The 17722-nt window shown below is 64.9% G+C and carries 14 protein-coding genes and 1 tRNA gene; 14 read left to right on the top strand and 1 reads right to left on the bottom strand.

Annotation, left to right across the window (positions count from 1 at the left end; all coding sequences use genetic code 11):
* Positions 1 to 207 precede the first annotated feature (207 nt).
* Genes C0541_RS07010 through C0541_RS07000 form a run of 3 tightly spaced genes read left to right on the top strand, consistent with a single transcriptional unit; the run spans position 208 to position 5539 of the window.
* Positions 208 to 2394, top strand: coding sequence for a Six-hairpin glycosidase-like protein (locus C0541_RS07010; protein WP_115046950.1), 2187 nt, complete (start codon positions 208 to 210; stop codon positions 2392 to 2394).
* Positions 2391 to 3869: an MFS transporter gene (locus C0541_RS07005; RefSeq protein ID WP_115046948.1), complete on the top strand. Its 1479-nt coding sequence runs from the start codon at positions 2391 to 2393 to the stop codon at positions 3867 to 3869. The genes C0541_RS07010 and C0541_RS07005 overlap by 4 nt, the downstream gene beginning before the upstream one ends.
* A gap of 26 nt (positions 3870 to 3895) precedes the next feature.
* A complete protein-coding gene (locus C0541_RS07000; protein WP_238601275.1) occupies positions 3896 to 5539 on the top strand; it encodes an alpha-amylase family glycosyl hydrolase in 1644 nt (547 codons plus the stop codon).
* A gap of 277 nt (positions 5540 to 5816) precedes the next feature.
* Here the strand turns inward: C0541_RS07000 and C0541_RS06995 are convergent, their stop codons facing one another.
* The gene (locus tag C0541_RS06995) at positions 5817 to 6941 is read right to left on the bottom strand and encodes a LacI family DNA-binding transcriptional regulator (protein ID WP_161959925.1); all 1125 of its coding nucleotides are present in this window, start codon (positions 6939 to 6941) and stop codon (positions 5817 to 5819) included.
* Positions 6942 to 7266: 325 nt separating this feature from the next.
* Here C0541_RS06995 and thrS point away from each other — a divergent pair, with 325 nt between their 5' ends.
* The 11 genes from thrS (at position 7267) to C0541_RS06940 (ending at position 17709) form a co-directional block, all read left to right on the top strand.
* Positions 7267 to 9171, top strand: coding sequence for a threonine--tRNA ligase (thrS, locus tag C0541_RS06990; protein WP_115046946.1), 1905 nt, complete (start codon positions 7267 to 7269; stop codon positions 9169 to 9171).
* A gap of 48 nt (positions 9172 to 9219) precedes the next feature.
* On the top strand, positions 9220 to 9762 hold the full coding sequence (infC, locus tag C0541_RS06985; RefSeq protein ID WP_080591364.1) for a translation initiation factor IF-3: 543 nt from the start codon (positions 9220 to 9222) through the stop codon (positions 9760 to 9762).
* Between the two features lie 239 nt (positions 9763 to 10001).
* On the top strand, positions 10002 to 10199 hold the full coding sequence (gene rpmI, locus C0541_RS06980; protein ID WP_002811096.1) for a 50S ribosomal protein L35: 198 nt from the start codon (positions 10002 to 10004) through the stop codon (positions 10197 to 10199).
* A gap of 10 nt (positions 10200 to 10209) precedes the next feature.
* Positions 10210 to 10569, top strand: coding sequence for a 50S ribosomal protein L20 (gene rplT, locus C0541_RS06975; protein ID WP_003484828.1), 360 nt, complete (start codon positions 10210 to 10212; stop codon positions 10567 to 10569).
* 263 nt (positions 10570 to 10832) lie between these two features.
* Positions 10833 to 11828 (top strand): phenylalanine--tRNA ligase subunit alpha, encoded by a 996-nt coding sequence (pheS, locus tag C0541_RS06970; protein ID WP_115046944.1) that lies wholly within the window; start codon positions 10833 to 10835, stop codon positions 11826 to 11828.
* Positions 11829 to 11943: 115 nt separating this feature from the next.
* A complete protein-coding gene (pheT, locus tag C0541_RS06965) occupies positions 11944 to 14322 on the top strand; it encodes a phenylalanine--tRNA ligase subunit beta (protein ID WP_115046941.1) in 2379 nt (792 codons plus the stop codon).
* 21 nt (positions 14323 to 14343) lie between these two features.
* Positions 14344 to 14643 (top strand): integration host factor subunit alpha, encoded by a 300-nt coding sequence (locus C0541_RS06960; protein WP_002811076.1) that lies wholly within the window; start codon positions 14344 to 14346, stop codon positions 14641 to 14643.
* Positions 14624 to 14980, top strand: a complete 357-nt coding sequence (locus tag C0541_RS06955) for a MerR family transcriptional regulator (protein WP_005995911.1) — start codon at positions 14624 to 14626, stop codon at positions 14978 to 14980. Before C0541_RS06960 ends, C0541_RS06955 begins: the two co-directional genes overlap by 20 nt.
* A 60-nt stretch (positions 14981 to 15040) precedes the next feature.
* Positions 15041 to 15117: transfer RNA gene (locus tag C0541_RS06950), tRNA-Pro, on the top strand.
* Between the two features lie 472 nt (positions 15118 to 15589).
* Positions 15590 to 16288: a polysaccharide biosynthesis/export family protein gene (locus C0541_RS06945; RefSeq protein ID WP_161959924.1), complete on the top strand. Its 699-nt coding sequence runs from the start codon at positions 15590 to 15592 to the stop codon at positions 16286 to 16288.
* A complete protein-coding gene (locus C0541_RS06940) occupies positions 16270 to 17709 on the top strand; it encodes a GumC family protein (protein ID WP_193725878.1) in 1440 nt (479 codons plus the stop codon). The genes C0541_RS06945 and C0541_RS06940 overlap by 19 nt, the downstream gene beginning before the upstream one ends.
* Positions 17710 to 17722: the final 13 nt, after the last annotated feature.

Here is a 17722-nt window from a genome sequence, read left to right as displayed (position 1 = left end):
CTATGCAGCGCTGTGGCGTGGATGGACCATGCTGCACTGCAGCCATTGCCATGAATACGTATGCATTGATGCGGAACCGCTGAGCGCGCGTCTACCATGGCGTCACGGCACCTGGGAGGGTCCGCGCCCGTGGCACGCCAGTGCCGCGCACTACAACGCGTGCAACGAGGGAGGGAGGCCGACGGTGCAAGCCGTCTGGCCGCTTCGATGCTGAAGATGATCTGCATGGCTGCAACGCTCGGCGTTGCGGCAAGCTCGCCGGTGTTGGCCGATGAGCTGGAATTCCAGGGCCGCCGTGCGCAAGCGCAGGCGCTAGAAGACGGCGGTTTCGTGTTGCGCTGGCCGCAGGGCGAGCGCCGCATCGGGCCGCAGCCGATGCGCACCCATACCGCCAGTCCGTTATTCGACGCCCTGTTCGCCATGGCGCAGCAGGAAATGGCCGACGACCGTGTCGAGGCGATCCGCGATCCGGCTTTCAACGACGGCAAGCCGGTGCCTTGCGCCTGTTTCGAAACCGGTGAGCGCTGGCCTTATGTGTGGACGCGCGATGTCAGCTTCGCCGCCGATCTGGCGTTGGCGCGGTTGGAGCCGGAGCGCACGCGCACTGCGCTGCGCTTCAAGCTGTCGGCGGCGCGCGATGGGCAGACGGCGGGGGGGTTTGTTGCGCAGGACACCGGCTCCGGTGGCAGCTGGCCGATCAGCAGCGACCGCGTGGTGTGGTTTCTTGCCGCGCGCAGCCTGCTGGATGACAAGGCGTTCGCTGAAGACGTCTGGGAGGCGTTGCAGGCCACCCTCGCGCAGGATCGTGACGCGGTCTTCGATGCGCAGATCGGCCTCTACCGCGGCGAAACCTCGTTTCTGGATTGGCGCGAGCAGACTTACCCAGAGTGGACGCGCCAGGATGTGCGCTTCATTGCCGAGTCCTTCGCCCTGTCCACCAACGTATTGCACTACCAGGCCCTGCGTCTGGCCGAGCAACTGGCGCGCCAGCATGGCGATGCGCGCGCAGACCAGTACGCCCAGTGGGCGGATACCTTGCGCCAGGCCATCGCTGCGCGCTTCTGGGATGCGCGCAGCAAGCAGTACGTGAGCTACCTGGGCAATGCCGCACACCCGGTGCGCTACGCCAAGGTCGATCTGCTCGGCGTGTCGCTCGGCGTGCTGGCCGATGTCTTTCCGAAAGACCGCGCGCGTATCGCACTGCGCAGGTATCCGCTGGTTGCCGGCGGCAGCCCGGTGGTGTGGCCGCAGGAAGCCGAGCAGCCGATCTACCACAACCGTGCCGTCTGGCCCTTCGTCAGCGCGTATGCGCTGCGCGCCGCACGCCAGCTGGACGATGCGCCGCGCATTGCGCTGGAGCTGCAGTCGTTGATGCGCGGCAGCGCGTTGGCCGGCTCCAACATGGAAAACTACGAGATGCAGAGCCTGGCCGTGCACGTGGAGGAGGGCGCCCGCAGCGGCCCGGTGGTGAATTCGCCGCGGCAGTTGTGGTCGGTTGCCGGTTATCTCTCCGCCGTGCTGGAAGGCGTGTTCGGCGTGGGCGCCGATGGCAGCGTCGCTCCGAAACTGCCGCGTCCGTTGCTGCCGTCGTTGTTCGGCGAGCGCCAGCAGATCGTGCTTGAACAGGGTGCCCGCCGGTATGTGCTGCAGCGGCCGACGGCGGATGCAGGCGAGTTGCTGGTGGCGGGGCAGGTCGAGCAACAAGGCCAGACCACGCTGGTGCATCTGGTCGGCCGCAACGCCGACACCACGGTTCCACCGCAGCCAGACCAGGTGTTCGCACCCGGCACGCCCGATGCGCCTGTCGTGCAACGGCAGGGCGACGGCTACCGCATCGCGGTTCCGGAAGGGACGACGTTGTACATGGATGGGCAGGCACTGGACGCCACGCGGCACTGGGATCTGCACGACGATGGCCTGGTGCATGTGCTCAGCCTGACCCGTCGTGCCGATGGCCTGGAGTCGCTGCACAGTCCATCGGTGACGCTCGGCCCGTTGCAGGAAGTCGCGGGTAGCCGGGTCTGGGCCTGGACTCCCACGCGCGCGGGCCGGCATCGCGTAACGCTGCGTTATCGCAACGCCAACGGCCCGATCAATACCGGCGTCACTGCGGCGGTCAAGCGGCTGGTGCTGGAATGCCCCGGGCAGGCACTGCAAGCGCAGGTCGTGGTGATGCCGCATAGCGTGGGCGAGCAATTGTCCACGCAGGTCAGCTTTACTGCGGTGGCCGGGCAGCCATGCCGGTTCCGGCTGGAAGATGGCTTCAACATGAGTGCGCTGGCGCATTTTGCGCAGTACAACGGCGGCCGCGGCGGTCGCGATGGCGTGGTCAACACCGCGCAGGTGAGCGCGCTGCTGGTCGGACCTGCGGCGGGCACGGAGGCTGCGCAATGACCGCCAGGCCGCGCCTGAGTTTCTGGCAGATCTGGAACATGTGCTTCGGCTTTCTCGGCATCCAGTTCGGCTTCGCGCTGCAGAACGCCAACGCCAGCCGCATCTTCCAGACCCTGGGTGCCCAGGTCGACGACGTGCCCGGCTTGTGGATCGCCGCACCGCTGACCGGCTTGATCGTGCAGCCCATCATCGGCTACCTGTCGGATCGCACCTGGACCCGCTGGGGCCGCCGGCGCCCGTATTTCATGGTCGGCGCGGTGTTCACCACACTGGCCTTGCTGGTGATGCCCAACGCGCCGATGCTGTGGATTGCCGCCGGCACGTTGTGGGTGCTGGATGCCTCGATCAACATCTCGATGGAGCCATTCCGCGCCCTGGTCGGCGACCAGCTGCCGCCTGCGCAGCGGCCCGTCGGCTATGCGATGCAGAGCTTCTTCATCGGCGTCGGTGCCATCGTGGCGAGCTTCCTGCCATGGTTGCTCACCCACTGGGGCGTGGCCAATACCGCGCCGCCGGGACAGGTGCCCGACAGCGTGCGCTACGCTTTTTACCTTGGTGCGGCGGTGCTGTTTCTGTCGATCAGCTGGACGGTGTTGCGTACGCGCGAATACAGCCCGCAGCAGCTGGCAAGCTTCGACGATGCACATCCGCCTGTCGCCACTGCGGCAATCGCCGGCAGCTTGCCGTCGCCGCGTGCAGGTGTGCTCTGGTGCGGCATTGGTGTGCTGCTTGCCGCTGCGATCGCCTGGCAGCACGGCGACCGCATGCTCTACGTGCTGGCCGGCTTGTGCGTCGCCTACGGTGCGTTGCTTGCATTGGCGCGCGTGCTGCCATCCACCAGCATGTTGGTGACGATCGTGCAGGACGTGCGCAGCATGCCGCTGACGATGCGGCGCCTGGCCTGGGTGCAGTTCTTCTCCTGGTTTGCGCTGTTTGCGATGTGGATCTACACCACCGCAGCGGTGACCCAGGTGCACTTCGGTGCGAACGACACCGCATCGGCCGCCTATAACGACGGCGCGAACTGGGTGGGCGTGCTGTTTGGGGCCTACAACGGGTTTGCGGCGTTGGCGGCCTTGGTCATTCCACTGCTGGTGCGTGCGATCGGCCTGCGCTGGAGTCATCTGTGCAATCTGTGGCTCGGCGCTGCCGGGCTGCTGTCGATGCTGGTGATCCGTGACCCGCAGTGGCTGTTGCTGTCGATGCTGGGCGTGGGCTTTGCCTGGGCCTCGATCCTGTCGCTGCCCTACGCCCTGCTGTCCGACAGCGTGCTCGCGGCCAAGATGGGCGTGTACATGGGCATCTTCAATTTCTTCATCGTGATTCCGCAGCTGGTCGCGGCCAGCGCGCTGGGCTTCGTGTTGCGCGTCTGGCTCGACGGTCAGCCGATCTATGCGCTGGCCATCGGCGGCGCCAGCTTGCTCATTGCCGGCGTGTGCGTGGTGCGGGTTCCAGTGGCCTCGGGAGGGCAGTGATGCGTGTGATGATGGCTGGAGTGATGATGTGTGCAGGCGCGGCGAATGCAGCGGCTGCACCTGGCGATTACTACGGCACGCTGGAGCCGTTTGCCGCCGACGCGGTGTATTTCGTGGTCACCGACCGTTTCGTCAATGGCGACCCCGGCAACGATCAACGTGAGCAGGGCGGTGCGCATCGCAGCTTCGATGTGCCGACGCCGTGTGCCGATGGCGTCGGCGACAACATCGGTTATCTGGGGGGCGATTTCAAGGGCATCGTCGACCATGCCGACTACATCCGCGACATGGGATTCGGCGCGGTCTGGATCACGCCGATTGTCGACAATCCGGATCAGGCCTTCACCGGCGGCAAGCCGATCAGCTGCGGCAGTACGCTCAGCGACCACGGCAAGACCGGCTATCACGGCTACTGGGGCGTGAACTTCTACAAGCTCGATGAGCATCTGCCCAGCCCGGGCCTGGACTTTGCCGGCTTCACCCGCGCCATGCATGCCCACCAGTTGAAAGTGGTACTGGATATCGTGGGCAATCATGGATCGCCGGCCTATACCATGCCGGTGGCGCAGCCTGGCTTCGGCCTGCTGTACGACGCCGCTGGTCGCCTGGTCGCCGACCACCAGAATCTGCCGCCTGCGCAGCTGGATCCGCAGCACACTCCGCTGCATGCGTTCTACAACACCGGCGGCGGCCTGGCCGAGCTGTCCGATCTCAACGAAAACAATCCTGCAGTACTCGATTACCTGGCCGGCGCGTATCTGCAGTGGATGGAGCAGGGCGCCGACGTGTTCCGTATCGACACCATCGGCTGGATGCCTGACCGCTTCTGGCATGCGTTCGTGGCACGCATCCGCGAAAAACGTCCCGGGTTCTTCATGTTCGGCGAGGCCTTCGATTACGACGCCAACACGATTGCCGGGCATACCTGGGCGCGCAATGCCGGCGTCAGCGTGCTGGATTTCCCGTTGAAGCAGCAACTTTCCGCTGTCTTCGGCCATGAGCAGGCCGGGTTCGAAAAGCTCGCCGCGCCGTTGTTTCTGCGCCAGGGGCCGTATGCCAATCCGTACGAGCTGATGAGCTTCTACGACAACCACGACATGGCGCGCCTGGATGCCAGCGACACCGGTTTTATCGACGCGCACAACTGGCTGTTTACCGCGCGCGGCATCCCGGTGATCTACTACGGCTCGGAAACCGGCTTCATGCGCGGGCGCGCCGAACATGCAGGCAACCGCAATTACTTCGGTGCCGAGCGCATCCGTACTGCACCGCACAGCCCGATCTTCGGCCCGCTGCAGCAGATCGCGCGGCTGCGCCGCGATACGCCGGCATTGCAGCGCGGCGTACAGGTGGATGTGCTGCTACGCGGGGATCAGGCGGCGTTTTTGCGGGTCTATCAGCATGCGGGCGCCAACCAGACGGCGTTGGTGCTGCTCAACAAGGGCGATGCAGCGGCGACCATCGCAGTGACGCGGTTTCTGCAGCCCGGCACCTGGCGCGATGCGATCAGCGGCGAGCAGGTGCAGGTGCAACGTCGGCTGCTGGCTGCGGTGCCCGCGCACGGCGTGCGCGTGCTGCTCTCGGATGCGCCGGTGACCGATCCGGCCTTGCGCAAGCAGCTCGATGCGCAGATGGCCGAGCAAGCCGCACGCGACGCCCGCAACCGGTAGGAGCACACCCGGGCGCGACAGGGCTTGCCGGTAATGCTCCGTCGCGCCCGGGTGCGCTCCTACGAAGCGCTTGATGGGGCGGGACCGAGCAAGGCTGCGCGTGACCCTCGCAACCGGTAGGAGCGCGCTGGCGCGCGATGGGGCGTTACCGGTAGTGCTTCATCGCGCGCAAGCGCGCTCCTACAAAGGATTCGGCGGGGCGCGATCCATGCTGCAGGCAGCCATGCATGCTCTAACGATTCCCCATTCCCCATTCCCCATTCTCCAGTCTCCAGTCTCAGCGTCCGGCAACCCCGCTGGCCGCCTGTGCGCACACCACATCGCCGGACGCCGTTGCCGGCGATGGCGTCCAGCCCAACGGCGGTTGCAGGCCGCTGCTACGCGAGGAGTCGCGTACTGCCAGCTTCACCGGGATCGTGCGGCTTTGCGCCGCTTCGCCGCGGATCAGCGCCACCAGGCTTTCCACCAGCAGCGTGCCGGCCTGCTTGGTGTCCTGCTGCACCGTCGACAGCGCCGGCGCCACCGACGCCGCCAGGGCGATATCGTCGAAGCCGCTCACCGCCACATCCTGCGGCACCCGCAGGCCGCGCTCGCGCAAGGCGCGCATGGCGCCGATCGCAATCAGGTCGCTGGCTGCACACACCGCATCGAATGCCTTGCCGCTGTCGAGCAGCTCCAGGCACGCGGCATGGCCGGACGACTCGGTGGTGATCGCGTCGAACTGCAGCGCGCGATCGGCCACCAGACCCTGCTGCTTCAGCGCAGCCACGTAGCCGCGGTAGCGCTCTTCGAATTCGGGATAGTGGTTGGACGCGTGGCCGAGAAAGGCGATGCGGCGACAGCCCTGCGCCAGCAGATGGTCGGTGATATCCAGCCCGCCCTGGTAATTGTCGCTGCCGATCGAAATGCCCGGCTGCCCCGGCAGCGCCGCGCCCCAGCGCACGAAATGCGTGCCTTGCTCGACCAGCAGCTGCAGCCGCTGGCGCGATTGCTGGTAATCGCCGTAGCCGAGCAGGATGATGCCGTCGGCCTTGTTGCTGTCTTCGTAATCGGCCTGCCAGTCCTTGGACAGCTGCTGGAAGGACACCAGCAGGTCGTAGCCCTGCAGCGCGCAGGCGCGGGTGATCGAGCCCAGCATCGAATGGAAGAACGGGTTGATCAGCGAATCGTCGGCGGTGGGGTCTTCGAAGAACAGCAGCGCCAGCGTGCCGGCATTGCGCAGCCGCAGCGACGAGGCGTTCTTGTCGACCTTGTAGTTCAACTCCTTGGCGATGCGCAGGATGCGCTTGCGGGTTTCTTCGTTGACCATCGGGCTGCCGCGCAGGGCGCGCGACACGGTCGGCTGCGAGACGCCGGCCAGGTAGGCGATATCCAGCGAGGTGGCTTTACCCTTGATGGTCATGGTCGGCACTGGCAGCACAGGTGGCCGGCATCATGCCACGCGCCCGCCGGCCCCGTGCCGGCATGCGCAACAGCGGGCTGATTGGTTTACCATTCGCTTCCAAGACCCCTTGCGAGAAGGTGGCCCGCGCCCCGCGCCGGCCCAGCGTGCGACATGAGCACTACCACCGCCCACCGCTGATTCCGGCCGCGCCAGTCCGCAAGGCGCCCGCACGGCGTTCGTTCTGCCCCACCTCTCGCCATACCCTTATCCGAGCCTGTCCCGCCACGGGCAGATCTCCCTTGCAGCCGCCGCGCTGCAGCCAGCACAGACCTCATTCTTGCCCATGATCAACATCACGCTCCCCGACGGCAGCCGCCGCGAATTCGAATCCCCCGTCTCGGTGATGCAGGTCGCCCAGTCGATCGGCGCCGGCCTGGCCAAGGCCACCATCGCCGGCCAGGTCGACGGCCAGCTGGTCGATGCCAGCGACGTCATCGACCACGATGCCAGCCTGCGCATCATCACCGCCAAGGACCCCGAAGGCGTGGAGATCATCCGCCACTCCTGCGCGCATCTGGTCGGGCATGCGGTCAAGCAGCTGTACCCGGAGGTCAAGATGGTGATTGGCCCGGTCATCGCCGAAGGCTTCTACTACGACATCTACAGCGAGCGCCCGTTCACGCCGGACGACATGGCCGCGATCGAGCAGCGCATGCAGGAATTGATCGCGCAGGACTATGACGTGATCAAGAAGGTCACTCCGCGCGCCGAGGTGATCGAGGTATTCACCCAGCGCGGCGAGGAGTACAAGCTGCGCCTGATCGAGGACATGTCCGCCGACATCACCGCGATGGGCCTGTACTACCACCAGGAATACGTGGACATGTGCCGCGGCCCGCACGTGCCCAACACGCGCTTCCTCAAGGCCTTCAAGCTGACCCGCATTTCCGGCGCCTACTGGCGTGGCGATGCCAAGAACGAGCAGCTGCAGCGCATCTACGGCACCGCCTGGGCCGACAAGAAGCAGCTGGACGCCTACATCCTGCGCATGGAAGAGGCCGACAAGCGCGACCATCGCCGCATCGGCAAGCAGCAGGACCTGTTCCATCTGCAGGAAGAGGCGCCCGGCCTGGTGTTCTGGCATCCCAAGGGCTGGTCGCTGTGGCAGGTGGTCGAGCAGTACATGCGCAAGGTCTATCGCGACAGCGGCTACGGCGAGGTGCGTTGCCCGCAGATCCTGGACGTGTCGCTGTGGCAGAAATCCGGCCACTGGGACAACTACCAGGACGCGATGTTCTTCACCGAGTCGGAAAAGCGTACCTACGCGGTCAAGCCGATGAACTGCCCCGGCCACGTGCAGGTGTTCAACCAGGGCCTGCACAGCTACCGCGACCTGCCGATCCGCTACGGCGAGTTCGGCGCCTGTCACCGCAACGAGCCGTCCGGCGCGCTGCACGGCATCCTGCGCGTCCGCGGCTTTACCCAGGACGACGGGCATGTGTTCTGCCTGGAATCGCAGATCGAAGCCGAAGTCACTGCCTTCCATCAGCAGGCACTGGCGGTCTACACCGCGTTCGGCTTCGAGGACATCGAGATCAAGATCGCGCTGCGCCCGGAAAAGCGCCTGGGCGACGACGTGACCTGGGACAAGGCCGAAGCCGCGCTGCGCAGCGCGCTGGGCGTGTGCGGGGTGGAGTGGCAGGAGCTGCCGGGCGAGGGCGCCTTCTACGGTCCCAAGATCGAGTACCACCTCAAGGACGCCATCGGCCGCACCTGGCAGCTGGGCACCATGCAGGTCGATTTCATGATGCCGGGCCGCCTCGGCGCCGAGTACGTGGACGAGCACAGCCAGAAGAAGCATCCGGTCATGCTGCACCGGGCGATCGTCGGTTCGATGGAGCGTTTCATCGGCATTCTGATCGAACACCACGCTGGCGCCTTCCCCTCCTGGCTGGCCCCGGTCCAGGTCGTTGTCGCAAATATCACCGATGCCCAGGCAGACTATGTCGACTCGGTTCGGAAAACCCTTGCAAATCAAGGCTTCCGTGTCAGCGCCGATTTGCGTAACGAGAAGATCGGTTATAAGATTCGCGAGCATACGCTGCAACGCGTGCCCTATTTGCTCGTGGTCGGCGACCGTGAGAAGGAAAATGGCGCGGTTGCCGTGCGGACGCGATCGGGGGAGGATCTTGGAACCATGACGGTTTCGGCCTTCATCGAGCGTCTGCAGGCAGAGCAGGCAGCGTGAGCCAACCCCGGCCGGTCTGGATGATCCGGATGCGCCGGTTCGATTCCCCTGGGAGATTGCAATATCAGTACCCCTGACAACAAACAGAACCGCAAGAACCAAGAAATCCGTGTGCCGCGCGTCCGCGTGATCGGCAGTGACGGTGAGATGGTCGGCGTGTTGTCGCGCGACGAAGCGCTCGCCAAGGCCGAGGAAGAAGGCCTGGATCTGGTCGAAATCCAGCCGCAGGCCGATCCGCCGGTCTGCAAGATCATGGATTTCGGCAAGTTCAAGTTCGAGCAGCAGAAAAAGGCCAACGAGGCCAAGAAGAAGACCAAGCAGGTCGAGATCAAGGAACTCAAGTTCCGTCCGGTCACGGACGAGGGCGACTACCAGATCAAGCTGCGCAACATGCGCCGCTTCCTGGAAGAGGGCGACAAGGTCAAGGTCAACATCCGCTTCCGTGGCCGTGAAATGAGCCACCAGGAGCTGGGGCGCGAGATGGCGTCGCGGATCGAGGCCGACCTGGGCGACGATATCGTCATCGAGTCGCGTCCGCGCCTGGAAGGGCGCCAGATGGTCATGATGATCGCGCCGAAGAAGAAGATCTGATCCCGCGCTGGGACGGGCCCGGTAGGGCCCGCCTGGCCGGAGACGGCATCCATTTGCAAGAATTCCCGGCAACGGGTAGACTGCGCGGCCCGGTTTTGCCGGGGCGCCGCACACGCGGTACAGGACCTGTCCGGATCGTGTTCGATCAAGGACTTACAAGCAGGCAAGGGCAAGGATGGAAAGCGTGGTCGCAAGACTGCCGCCCGGGTCAGTGACAAAACACCATCAAGGACATAGCAATGCCCAAGATCAAGACCAACCGGGCGGCGGCCAAGCGTTTCCGCAAGACCGCCTCCGGCAAGTACAAGTGCGGCCACGCCAACCGTAGCCATATCCTCACGAAGAAAGCGACCAAGCGGAAGCGCAACCTGCGGCAGACGAATCACGTCCGTGCCGAGGACGCTGGCCGTCTCGATCGTATGCTTCCCTACCTCTGAGGACTGACCCATGGCACGAGTAAAGCGTGGCGTACAGGCGCGTCGCCGCCACAAGAAAATTCTGACCCTGGCGAAGGGTTACTACAACGCTCGCCGCAAGGTCTTCCGCGTTGCCAAGCAGGCAGTCATCAAGGCGCAGCAGTACGCCTACATCGGCCGCAAGCAGAAGAAGCGCAATTTCCGTTCGCTGTGGATCACCCGCATCAACGCGGCTGCCCGCATCAACGGCTTGAGCTACAGTCGTTTCATGAACGGCCTGCTCAAGGCGGGTATCACCCTGGACCGCAAGGTGCTGGCCGATATCGCCGTGCACGACGCCGCAGGCTTTGCCGCGCTGGCCGAGAAGGCCAAGGGCGCGCTGGCGGCGTAAATGCAGGTCCCTCTGCAAGAGCCCGCACATCCATGTGCGGACTTTTGAAAGGGTAGTTTCTTGTCGGGGTTTGCGCATTCGTGTGCAGGCCTCTGACGAGGGCAGGCAGATATGCAGGGGGGAAGGGCGCGAGTCCTTCCCCTTTTGCGTTCTAGGTGACCGGCATCGTTGACTGGATGCCTGGTGGCACGAAATTTGGGTGGCAATGCGTTCCGGTGCATCCGGAAACACCGTTCGGTTGACGCAGTTGAGGCGTGAGTGCAATGAGTGAGATTCAATCCCTGACCGAGCGTGCGCTGGCCGATGTCGCCGCCGCGCAGACGCCGGACCAACTGGAAGCCCTGCGCGTCGCCTTGCTGGGCAAGAGCGGCAGCATCACCGCCCAGCTCAAGCAGCTCGGCACGCTGCCGGCCGACCAGCGCAAGGCTGCCGGCGAAGCGATCAACCTGTCGCGCGACGCGCTGACCGCTGCGCTGTCCGAGCGCAAGCACACGCTGGAAAACGCCGCACTGGACGCGCGTCTGGCCGGGGAGCGGATCGATGTGACCTTGCCCGGTCGTCGCAGTGAACGCGGCGGATTGCACCCGGTCACGCGCACGCTCGAGCGCATCGTCGAGATCTTTGCGCGCCTGGGTTATGAGCTGTCCGATGGTCCGGAGATCGAGGACGACTGGCACAACTTCGAAGCCCTGAACTTTCCGCCGCACCATCCGGCGCGCGCGATGCACGACACGTTCTACTTCGGCGATGGGCGCCTGTTGCGTACCCACACCTCCGGCGTGCAGGTGCGCTACATGGATGCACACCAACCGCCGCTGCGCATGATCGCGGCCGGCAAGGTATACCGCTCCGATTCGGACCAGACCCATTCGCCGATGTTCCACCAGGTCGAAGGGCTGCTGGTGGACGAGCATTCCACGTTCGCCGATCTCAAGGGCACCTTGTCCGAGTTCGTGCGGGCGTTCTTCGAGCGCGACTTCGAAATGCGCTTCCGCCCCAGCTATTTCCCGTTCGTGGAACCGGGCGCGGAAGTGGATATCGCCTGGCAGCAGCCGGACGGCAGCACGCGCTGGCTGGAAGTGCTCGGCTGCGGCATGGTGCACCCGAACGTGCTGCGCAGCGTCGGCATCGACCCGGAGCGCTACACCGGCTTCGCGTTCGGCCTGGGCGTGGAGCGCTTTGCGATGCTGCGCTACGGCGTCAACGACCTGCGCGCGTTCTTCGAAAACGATGTGCGTTTTCTCCGGCAGTTCGCCTGACGGCGGGGATTGGGGATTCGGGATTGGGGATTTGCAACAGCGCCCCGGTCCGCCCCGGACTCCGTCGACGCGTTTTTGCTAATCCCCAATCCCGAATCCTGAATCCCGGCTCCTCATGAAATTCTCTGAAAATTGGCTGCGCAGTCACGTTCCCACCCAGGCGAGCCGTGACGAGCTTGCCGCGACGCTGACGGCGATCGGTCTGGAGGTCGAAGAGGTCACGCCGCTGGGCCAGGCGCTGGGGCAGGTGGTGGTGGCGCGTATCGTCGAGGCGGTACGTCATCCGGAAGCCGATCGTCTGCAGGTCTGCAGCGTCGATGCAGGGCAGGGCGAGCTGCTGCAGATCGTGTGTGGCGCGCCCAACGCGCGTGCCGGTCTGGTGGCGCCGTTGGCGCTGGTCGGTGCAAAGATCGGCGAACTGACCATCACCGCGGCCAGGCTGCGCGGGGTCGCGTCCAACGGCATGCTGTGCTCGGCCAAGGAACTGGGTCTGGACAGCGATGCGTCCGGCCTGTTCGAACTGCCCGACGATGCGCCGGTGGGCCAGGCCCTGGCCGAGTATCTGGGGCTGCCCGATGCCAGTATCGAGATCAAGTTGACGCCCAACCGCGCCGACTGTTTCAGCGTGCGCGGCATCGCCTTCGACGTGGCGGCCGCATGCGCCAGCGAAGTGGTGGCCTTCGATGCCGGTGCGGTAGCGCCGGTGTCAACGCGCACGCTGGCGGTGGAATTGCAGGCCGGCAGCGAGGCGCCGCGCTATTGCGGGCGCGTGATCGAAGGTATCGACCCTGCCGCGAAAACGCCGGTGTGGCTGGCCGAGCGGCTGCGCCGCAGCGGCGTGCGTCCGGTCTCGCTGCTGGTGGACATCACCCAGTACGTGATGCTGGAACTCGGCCAGCCGATGCATGCGTTCGATCTGGACACGCTGCAGGGCCCGATCGGCGTGCGCCGTTCGCGCAGCGGCGAGCAGCTGGCGTTGCTGGATGGCCGGCAGGTGACGCTGGACGACAGCTTCCTGGCCATCACCGACGCCGACCGCCCGGTGGCACTGGCCGGCCTGATGGGCGGGCTGGACACGCGCGTCACCGAGACCACGCGCAATGTGTTCCTGGAGTCGGCGTATTTCGATCCGGCTGCGATCATGGGCCGTGGCCGCAAGCTCGGCCTGCATACCGATGCCGGTCATCGCTTCGAGCGCGGCGTGGATCCTGCGCTGCCGCCGCAGGCGATCGAGGTGGCGACGCGGCTGGTGCTGGAGCTGGCCGGTGGCACGCCGGGCCCGGTCGTGCATGCGCAACTGCCGCAGCATCTGCCGCAGCCGGCGCGGATCCTGCTGCGGCGTGCGCGGATCGTGCGCGTGCTCGGTATCCGGATCGACGATGCCGAGGTCGTGCGCATCCTGGGCGCGCTCGGCATGCGGCTGGAGGCGGTTGCCGAAGGCTGGCAGGTGATGGCGCCGAGCCGTCGCTTCGATATCGCCATCGAAGAGGATCTGATCGAAGAGCTGGCGCGTATCCATGGCTACGACCGCGTGCCGACCACGTTGCCGGGCGGGGCAAGCCGGATTGCGATGCCGAGCGAAACCCAGCTTGATGAGCTCAGCGTGCGGCGCCAGCTGGTGGCCCGCGAGCTGCAGGAAACCATCAATTACGCCTTCGTCGACGCCACCTTGCTGGAGCGCTGGCAGCTGACCGACGGCCTGGTGCCGTTGGCCAATCCGCTCAGCGCCGAGCTGGCGATCATGCGTCCGCGCCTGCTGCCGGGCCTGGTGGCGACGCTGGGCCGCAATGCCGCCCGCCAGGCCGGGCGCGTGCGCCTGTTCGAGCTGGGCAAGGTGTTCGCGGCCGCTTCCGATGCCGGCGCTGCCCCGCAGGAGTCGCAGCATGTCGCCGCGGCCGTGTGTGGCGATGCCCTGGCGCTGCAGTGGGGCGAGCCGGCGCGCAAGGTGGACTTCCACGACCTGAAGGGCGACCTGATGGCGCTGGCCGCGGCCAGCGGCGCGGTGCTGGACTTCCAGCCATCCGCCCAGCCCTTCGGGCATCCGGGGCGCTCGGCCGACATCCATCGCGACGGCGTTTGCATCGGCTGGATCGGGCAGGTGCATCCGCGCCTGGCCAAGGCGTTGGACATCGACGTGGACGTGATCGCGTTTGAACTGCAACTGACCGCGTTGGTCCAACGCACGTTGCCGCGTGCCGGCGACCTGTCGCGGTTCCCTTCGGTCCGTCGCGACCTGGCCTTCCTGGTGCCGGATGAGATCAGCTGGGCGGCCCTGTCGGCCAGCGTGCGCACCACCGTCGGGCCGTTGTTGCGCGAGGTGCAGCTGTTCGACCGCTACGTCGGGCAGGGGGTCGAGCCAGGTTTCAAGAGTCTGGCTATGGGCTTGATTTTGCAGGATAACTCGCGCACTCTCACCGACCGGGACGTCGACGCAGTCGTTGCCGATGTGGTGGCCGTGATCGAGCGCGAGCACCGCGCCCGGATCCGGAGTTGAGGCGGTAACCAGGGGATTGGCATGGCATTGACGAAAGCGGAGATGGCCGAACGTCTGTTCGACGAGGTCGGTCTGAACAAGCGCGAGGCGAAGGAATTTGTCGACGCGTTCTTCGATGTGCTGCGCGATGCGCTGGAGCAGGGCCGTCAGGTGAAGCTGTCCGGTTTCGGCAACTTCGATCTGCGGCGCAAGAATCAACGGCCCGGTCGCAATCCCAAGACCGGCGAGGAAATTCCGATCTCGGCGCGCACGGTGGTGACCTTCCGTCCGGGCCAGAAGCTCAAGGAGCGGGTGGAGGCTTATGCTGGATCCGGGCAGTAATCGTGAACTACCGCCAATCCCGGCCAAGCGCTACTTCACCATCGGCGAAGTCAGCGAGCTGTGCGACGTCAAGCCGCATGTGCTGCGCTATTGGGAAACCGAATTTCCCAGCCTGGAACCGGTCAAGCGGCGCGGCAACCGGCGCTACTACCAGCGCCACGACGTATTGATGGTGCGGCAGATCCGCGGCCTGCTGTACGAGCAGGGCTATACCATCGGCGGCGCACGTCTGCGTCTGGAAGGCGATGGCGCCAAGAGCGAGTCGGCACTCAGCAACCAGATCATCAAGCAGGTGCGCATGGAGCTGGAAGAGGTTCTGCAATTGCTGCGCCGCTAGGAAAACGCGTCACAAAGCCGCTATAATCGCAGGCCGCCCTCGTGGCGGATGCAACATCTTCGGGGTATAGCGCAGCCTGGTAGCGCACTAGTCTGGGGGACTAGTGGTCGTCGGTTCGAATCCGGCTACCCCGACCAAACACCGAGCCCATGTCTTCACGGACATGGGCTTTTTTGTTGCGCCGCAACATGCGTTCGGCGGCGCTTCATGGGGGCGTCGCGATATGCACATCGGCATACTGCAGGGCAGCATGGAAGGCCTGGTCGAGTCCGCTCGTTTGCGGTTCCGCTCGTATGGACCTGGATCACGCTATGGTGCTAAGTATCCGAAAATGCTCCGAAACATTAGCGCTGGATCAGTAACTGGATCACGTTTTGTTAACGTCGTAACGACGAACTTGAATCAATAGGCCAACGCCGTCAAAAAAATGGCGAACAGCGTCTTGCGATGCCTTGGTTCTATGCCATAGTGCACTGCAACACGTCACACCTGTCGTGATCCCGAGCGTCTTGGGATGAATTTCTCTGTCGTACGTTCTTGCTGGCGTGTTGGCCGGTTGAATGCTGCGCGAGGTCCTGTCCCACCCAACCGAGGCAGCCAGCCACACGCATGAAAAAACTGATCGGACGATTCTGCCAAGGCCTCAGCCTGGCGTTGATCTGCTCGATGGCACTGGGCGCATGCAGCACCGGTCCGAAGATGGCAGATTCCCTGCCGCTTCCGGATCCGCTCGCAATGTCGGCAGTGCAACCGGAGTATCGACTCGCCCCAGGCGACCTGCTGTTGTTCAAGGTGTTCCAGGTCGACGATCTGGAGCGGCAGGTCCGCATCGATCAGAACGGCCACATCTCGCTGCCGTTGATCGGCGACGTCAAGGCGGCCGGTCTGGGCGTCGGCGAGCTGGAAAAGCTGGTGGCGGAACGCTACGCCGCCGGGTATCTGCAGCATCCGCAGGTGTCGGTGTTCGTGCAGGAGTCCAATGGTCGCCGGGTCACGGTGACCGGTGCGGTTGACGAGCCGGGCATCTATCCGGTGATCGGCGCCAACCTGACCCTGCAGCAGGCCATCGCGCAGGCCAAGGGTGTCAGCACGGTGGCCAGCCGCGGCAACGTCATCGTGTTCCGCACCGTCAACGGGCAAAAGATGATCGCCAGATTCGATCTGACCGAGATCGAGAAGGGGACCAACCCGGACCCGGAGATCTACGGCGGCGACATCGTTGTGGTGTACCGCTCGGACGCACGCGTCTGGCTGCGCACCATGCTGGAACTGACCCCCCTCGTGATGGTGTGGCGCGCTTACCGATGAGTATGAATTCAGACAATCGTTCTTCCCCGTCTCATCGTCATGGGCATCTTGAGCTGGCTGACGTCGGCCTGCTCGACTACTGGCGCGCATTGGTATCGCAGCGCTGGCTGATCATCCTGATCACCATCGCGGCGGTGGCGCTGGCGTTTGGCGTCACCCTGCTGATGCCGGAAAAGTACCGCGCCACCAGCACGCTGCAGATCGAGCGCGACTCGCTCAACGTGGTGAACGTCGACAATCTGATGCCGGTGGAGTCGCCGCAGGATCGCGACTTCTACCAGACCCAGTACCAGCTGCTGCAGAGCCGCTCGCTGGCGCGTGCGGTGATTCGCGAGGCCAGGCTCGACCAGGAGCCTGCCTTCAAGCAGCAGGTCGAGGAAGCACTGGAGAAGGCCGCTGCCAAGAACCCGGAAGCCGGCAAGTCGGTCGACTCGCGCCAGGCCATCATCGAGCGCAGCCTGACCGACACGCTGCTGGCCGGGCTGGTGGTCGAGCCGATCCTCAACTCGCGCCTGGTCTACGTCAATTACGACTCGCCGGACCCGGTGCTGGCTGCCAAGATCGCCAACACCTACACCAAGGTCTTCATCGTCAGCACGCAGGAACGCCGCATCAAGGCGTCTTCGTTTGCGACCAAGTTCCTGGCCGAGCGTCTGGAGCAGTTGCGCGACAAGGTGGAAGATTCGGAAAAGAGTCTGGTGTCGTATTCCACCGACGAGCAGATCGTGTCGGTGGGCGACGACAAGCCGTCGCTTCCGGCGCAGAACCTGAGCGACCTCAATGCAATGCTGGCATCGGCGCAGGACACCCGCATCAAGGCGGAGGCAGCCTGGCGCCAGGTCAGCAGCGGCGACGCGATGGCACTGCCGCAGGTGCTGAGTAACCCGCTGATCCAGAGTCTGCGTGGCGAGCAGATCCGCCTGAACACCGAGTACCAGCAGAAGCTGTCGACCTTCAAGCCGGACTATCCGGAAATGCAGCGCCTGAAGGCGCAGATCGAAGAGTCGCGCCGCCAGATCAACGGCGAGGTCATCAATATCCGCCAGTCGCTGAAGGCGGCGTATGAGGCGTCGGTGCATCAGGAGCAGTTGCTCACCCAGCGCATCGCCGGTTTGCGAAGCGACGAGCTGGATCTGCAGAGCCGCAGCATCCGCTACAACATGCTCAAGCGCGACGTCGATACCAATCGCCAGCTCTACGATGCGCTCCTGCAGCGCTACAAGGAAATCGGCGTGGCGAGCAACGTCGGCGCCAACAACGTGACCATCGTCGACACCGCAGACGTGCCTACGTCGAAGACTTCGCCGAAACTCAAATTGAACCTCGCTTTGGGCTTCATCTTTGGCGTATTCCTGGGCGTGGCTGTGGCTCTGGTGCGCTACTTCCTGCGAGGCGCGCCAGCGCAGACGCGGTTGGACTGACATCGTGGTGTTG

The organism is Xanthomonas arboricola (assembly GCF_003353015.1).
Classification (GTDB): Bacteria; Pseudomonadota; Gammaproteobacteria; order Xanthomonadales; family Xanthomonadaceae; genus Xanthomonas; species Xanthomonas arboricola_E.
This window is presented reverse-complemented; position numbering and strand designations above follow the sequence as displayed.

Bases quoted from the DNA above. Each gene is read 5' to 3' on its own strand.
- pheT (WP_115046941.1), top strand. From the start codon at position 11,944: ATGAAATTCTCTGAAAATTGGCTGCGCAGTCACGTTCCCACCCAGGCG.
- rplT (WP_003484828.1), top strand. From the start codon at position 10,210: ATGGCACGAGTAAAGCGTGGCGTACAGGCGCGTCGCCGCCACAAGAAA.
- C0541_RS06995 (WP_161959925.1), bottom strand. From the start codon at position 6,941: ATGACCATCAAGGGTAAAGCCACCTCGCTGGATATCGCCTACCTGGCC.
- rpmI (WP_002811096.1), top strand. From the start codon at position 10,002: ATGCCCAAGATCAAGACCAACCGGGCGGCGGCCAAGCGTTTCCGCAAG.
- pheS (WP_115046944.1), top strand. From the start codon at position 10,833: ATGAGTGAGATTCAATCCCTGACCGAGCGTGCGCTGGCCGATGTCGCC.
- C0541_RS06945 (WP_161959924.1), top strand. From the start codon at position 15,590: ATGAAAAAACTGATCGGACGATTCTGCCAAGGCCTCAGCCTGGCGTTG.
- C0541_RS06955 (WP_005995911.1), top strand. From the start codon at position 14,624: ATGCTGGATCCGGGCAGTAATCGTGAACTACCGCCAATCCCGGCCAAG.
- thrS (WP_115046946.1), top strand. From the start codon at position 7,267: ATGATCAACATCACGCTCCCCGACGGCAGCCGCCGCGAATTCGAATCC.
- C0541_RS07010 (WP_115046950.1), top strand. From the start codon at position 208: ATGCTGAAGATGATCTGCATGGCTGCAACGCTCGGCGTTGCGGCAAGC.
- C0541_RS07005 (WP_115046948.1), top strand. From the start codon at position 2,391: ATGACCGCCAGGCCGCGCCTGAGTTTCTGGCAGATCTGGAACATGTGC.
- C0541_RS06960 (WP_002811076.1), top strand. From the start codon at position 14,344: ATGGCATTGACGAAAGCGGAGATGGCCGAACGTCTGTTCGACGAGGTC.
- C0541_RS07000 (WP_238601275.1), top strand. From the start codon at position 3,896: ATGTGTGCAGGCGCGGCGAATGCAGCGGCTGCACCTGGCGATTACTAC.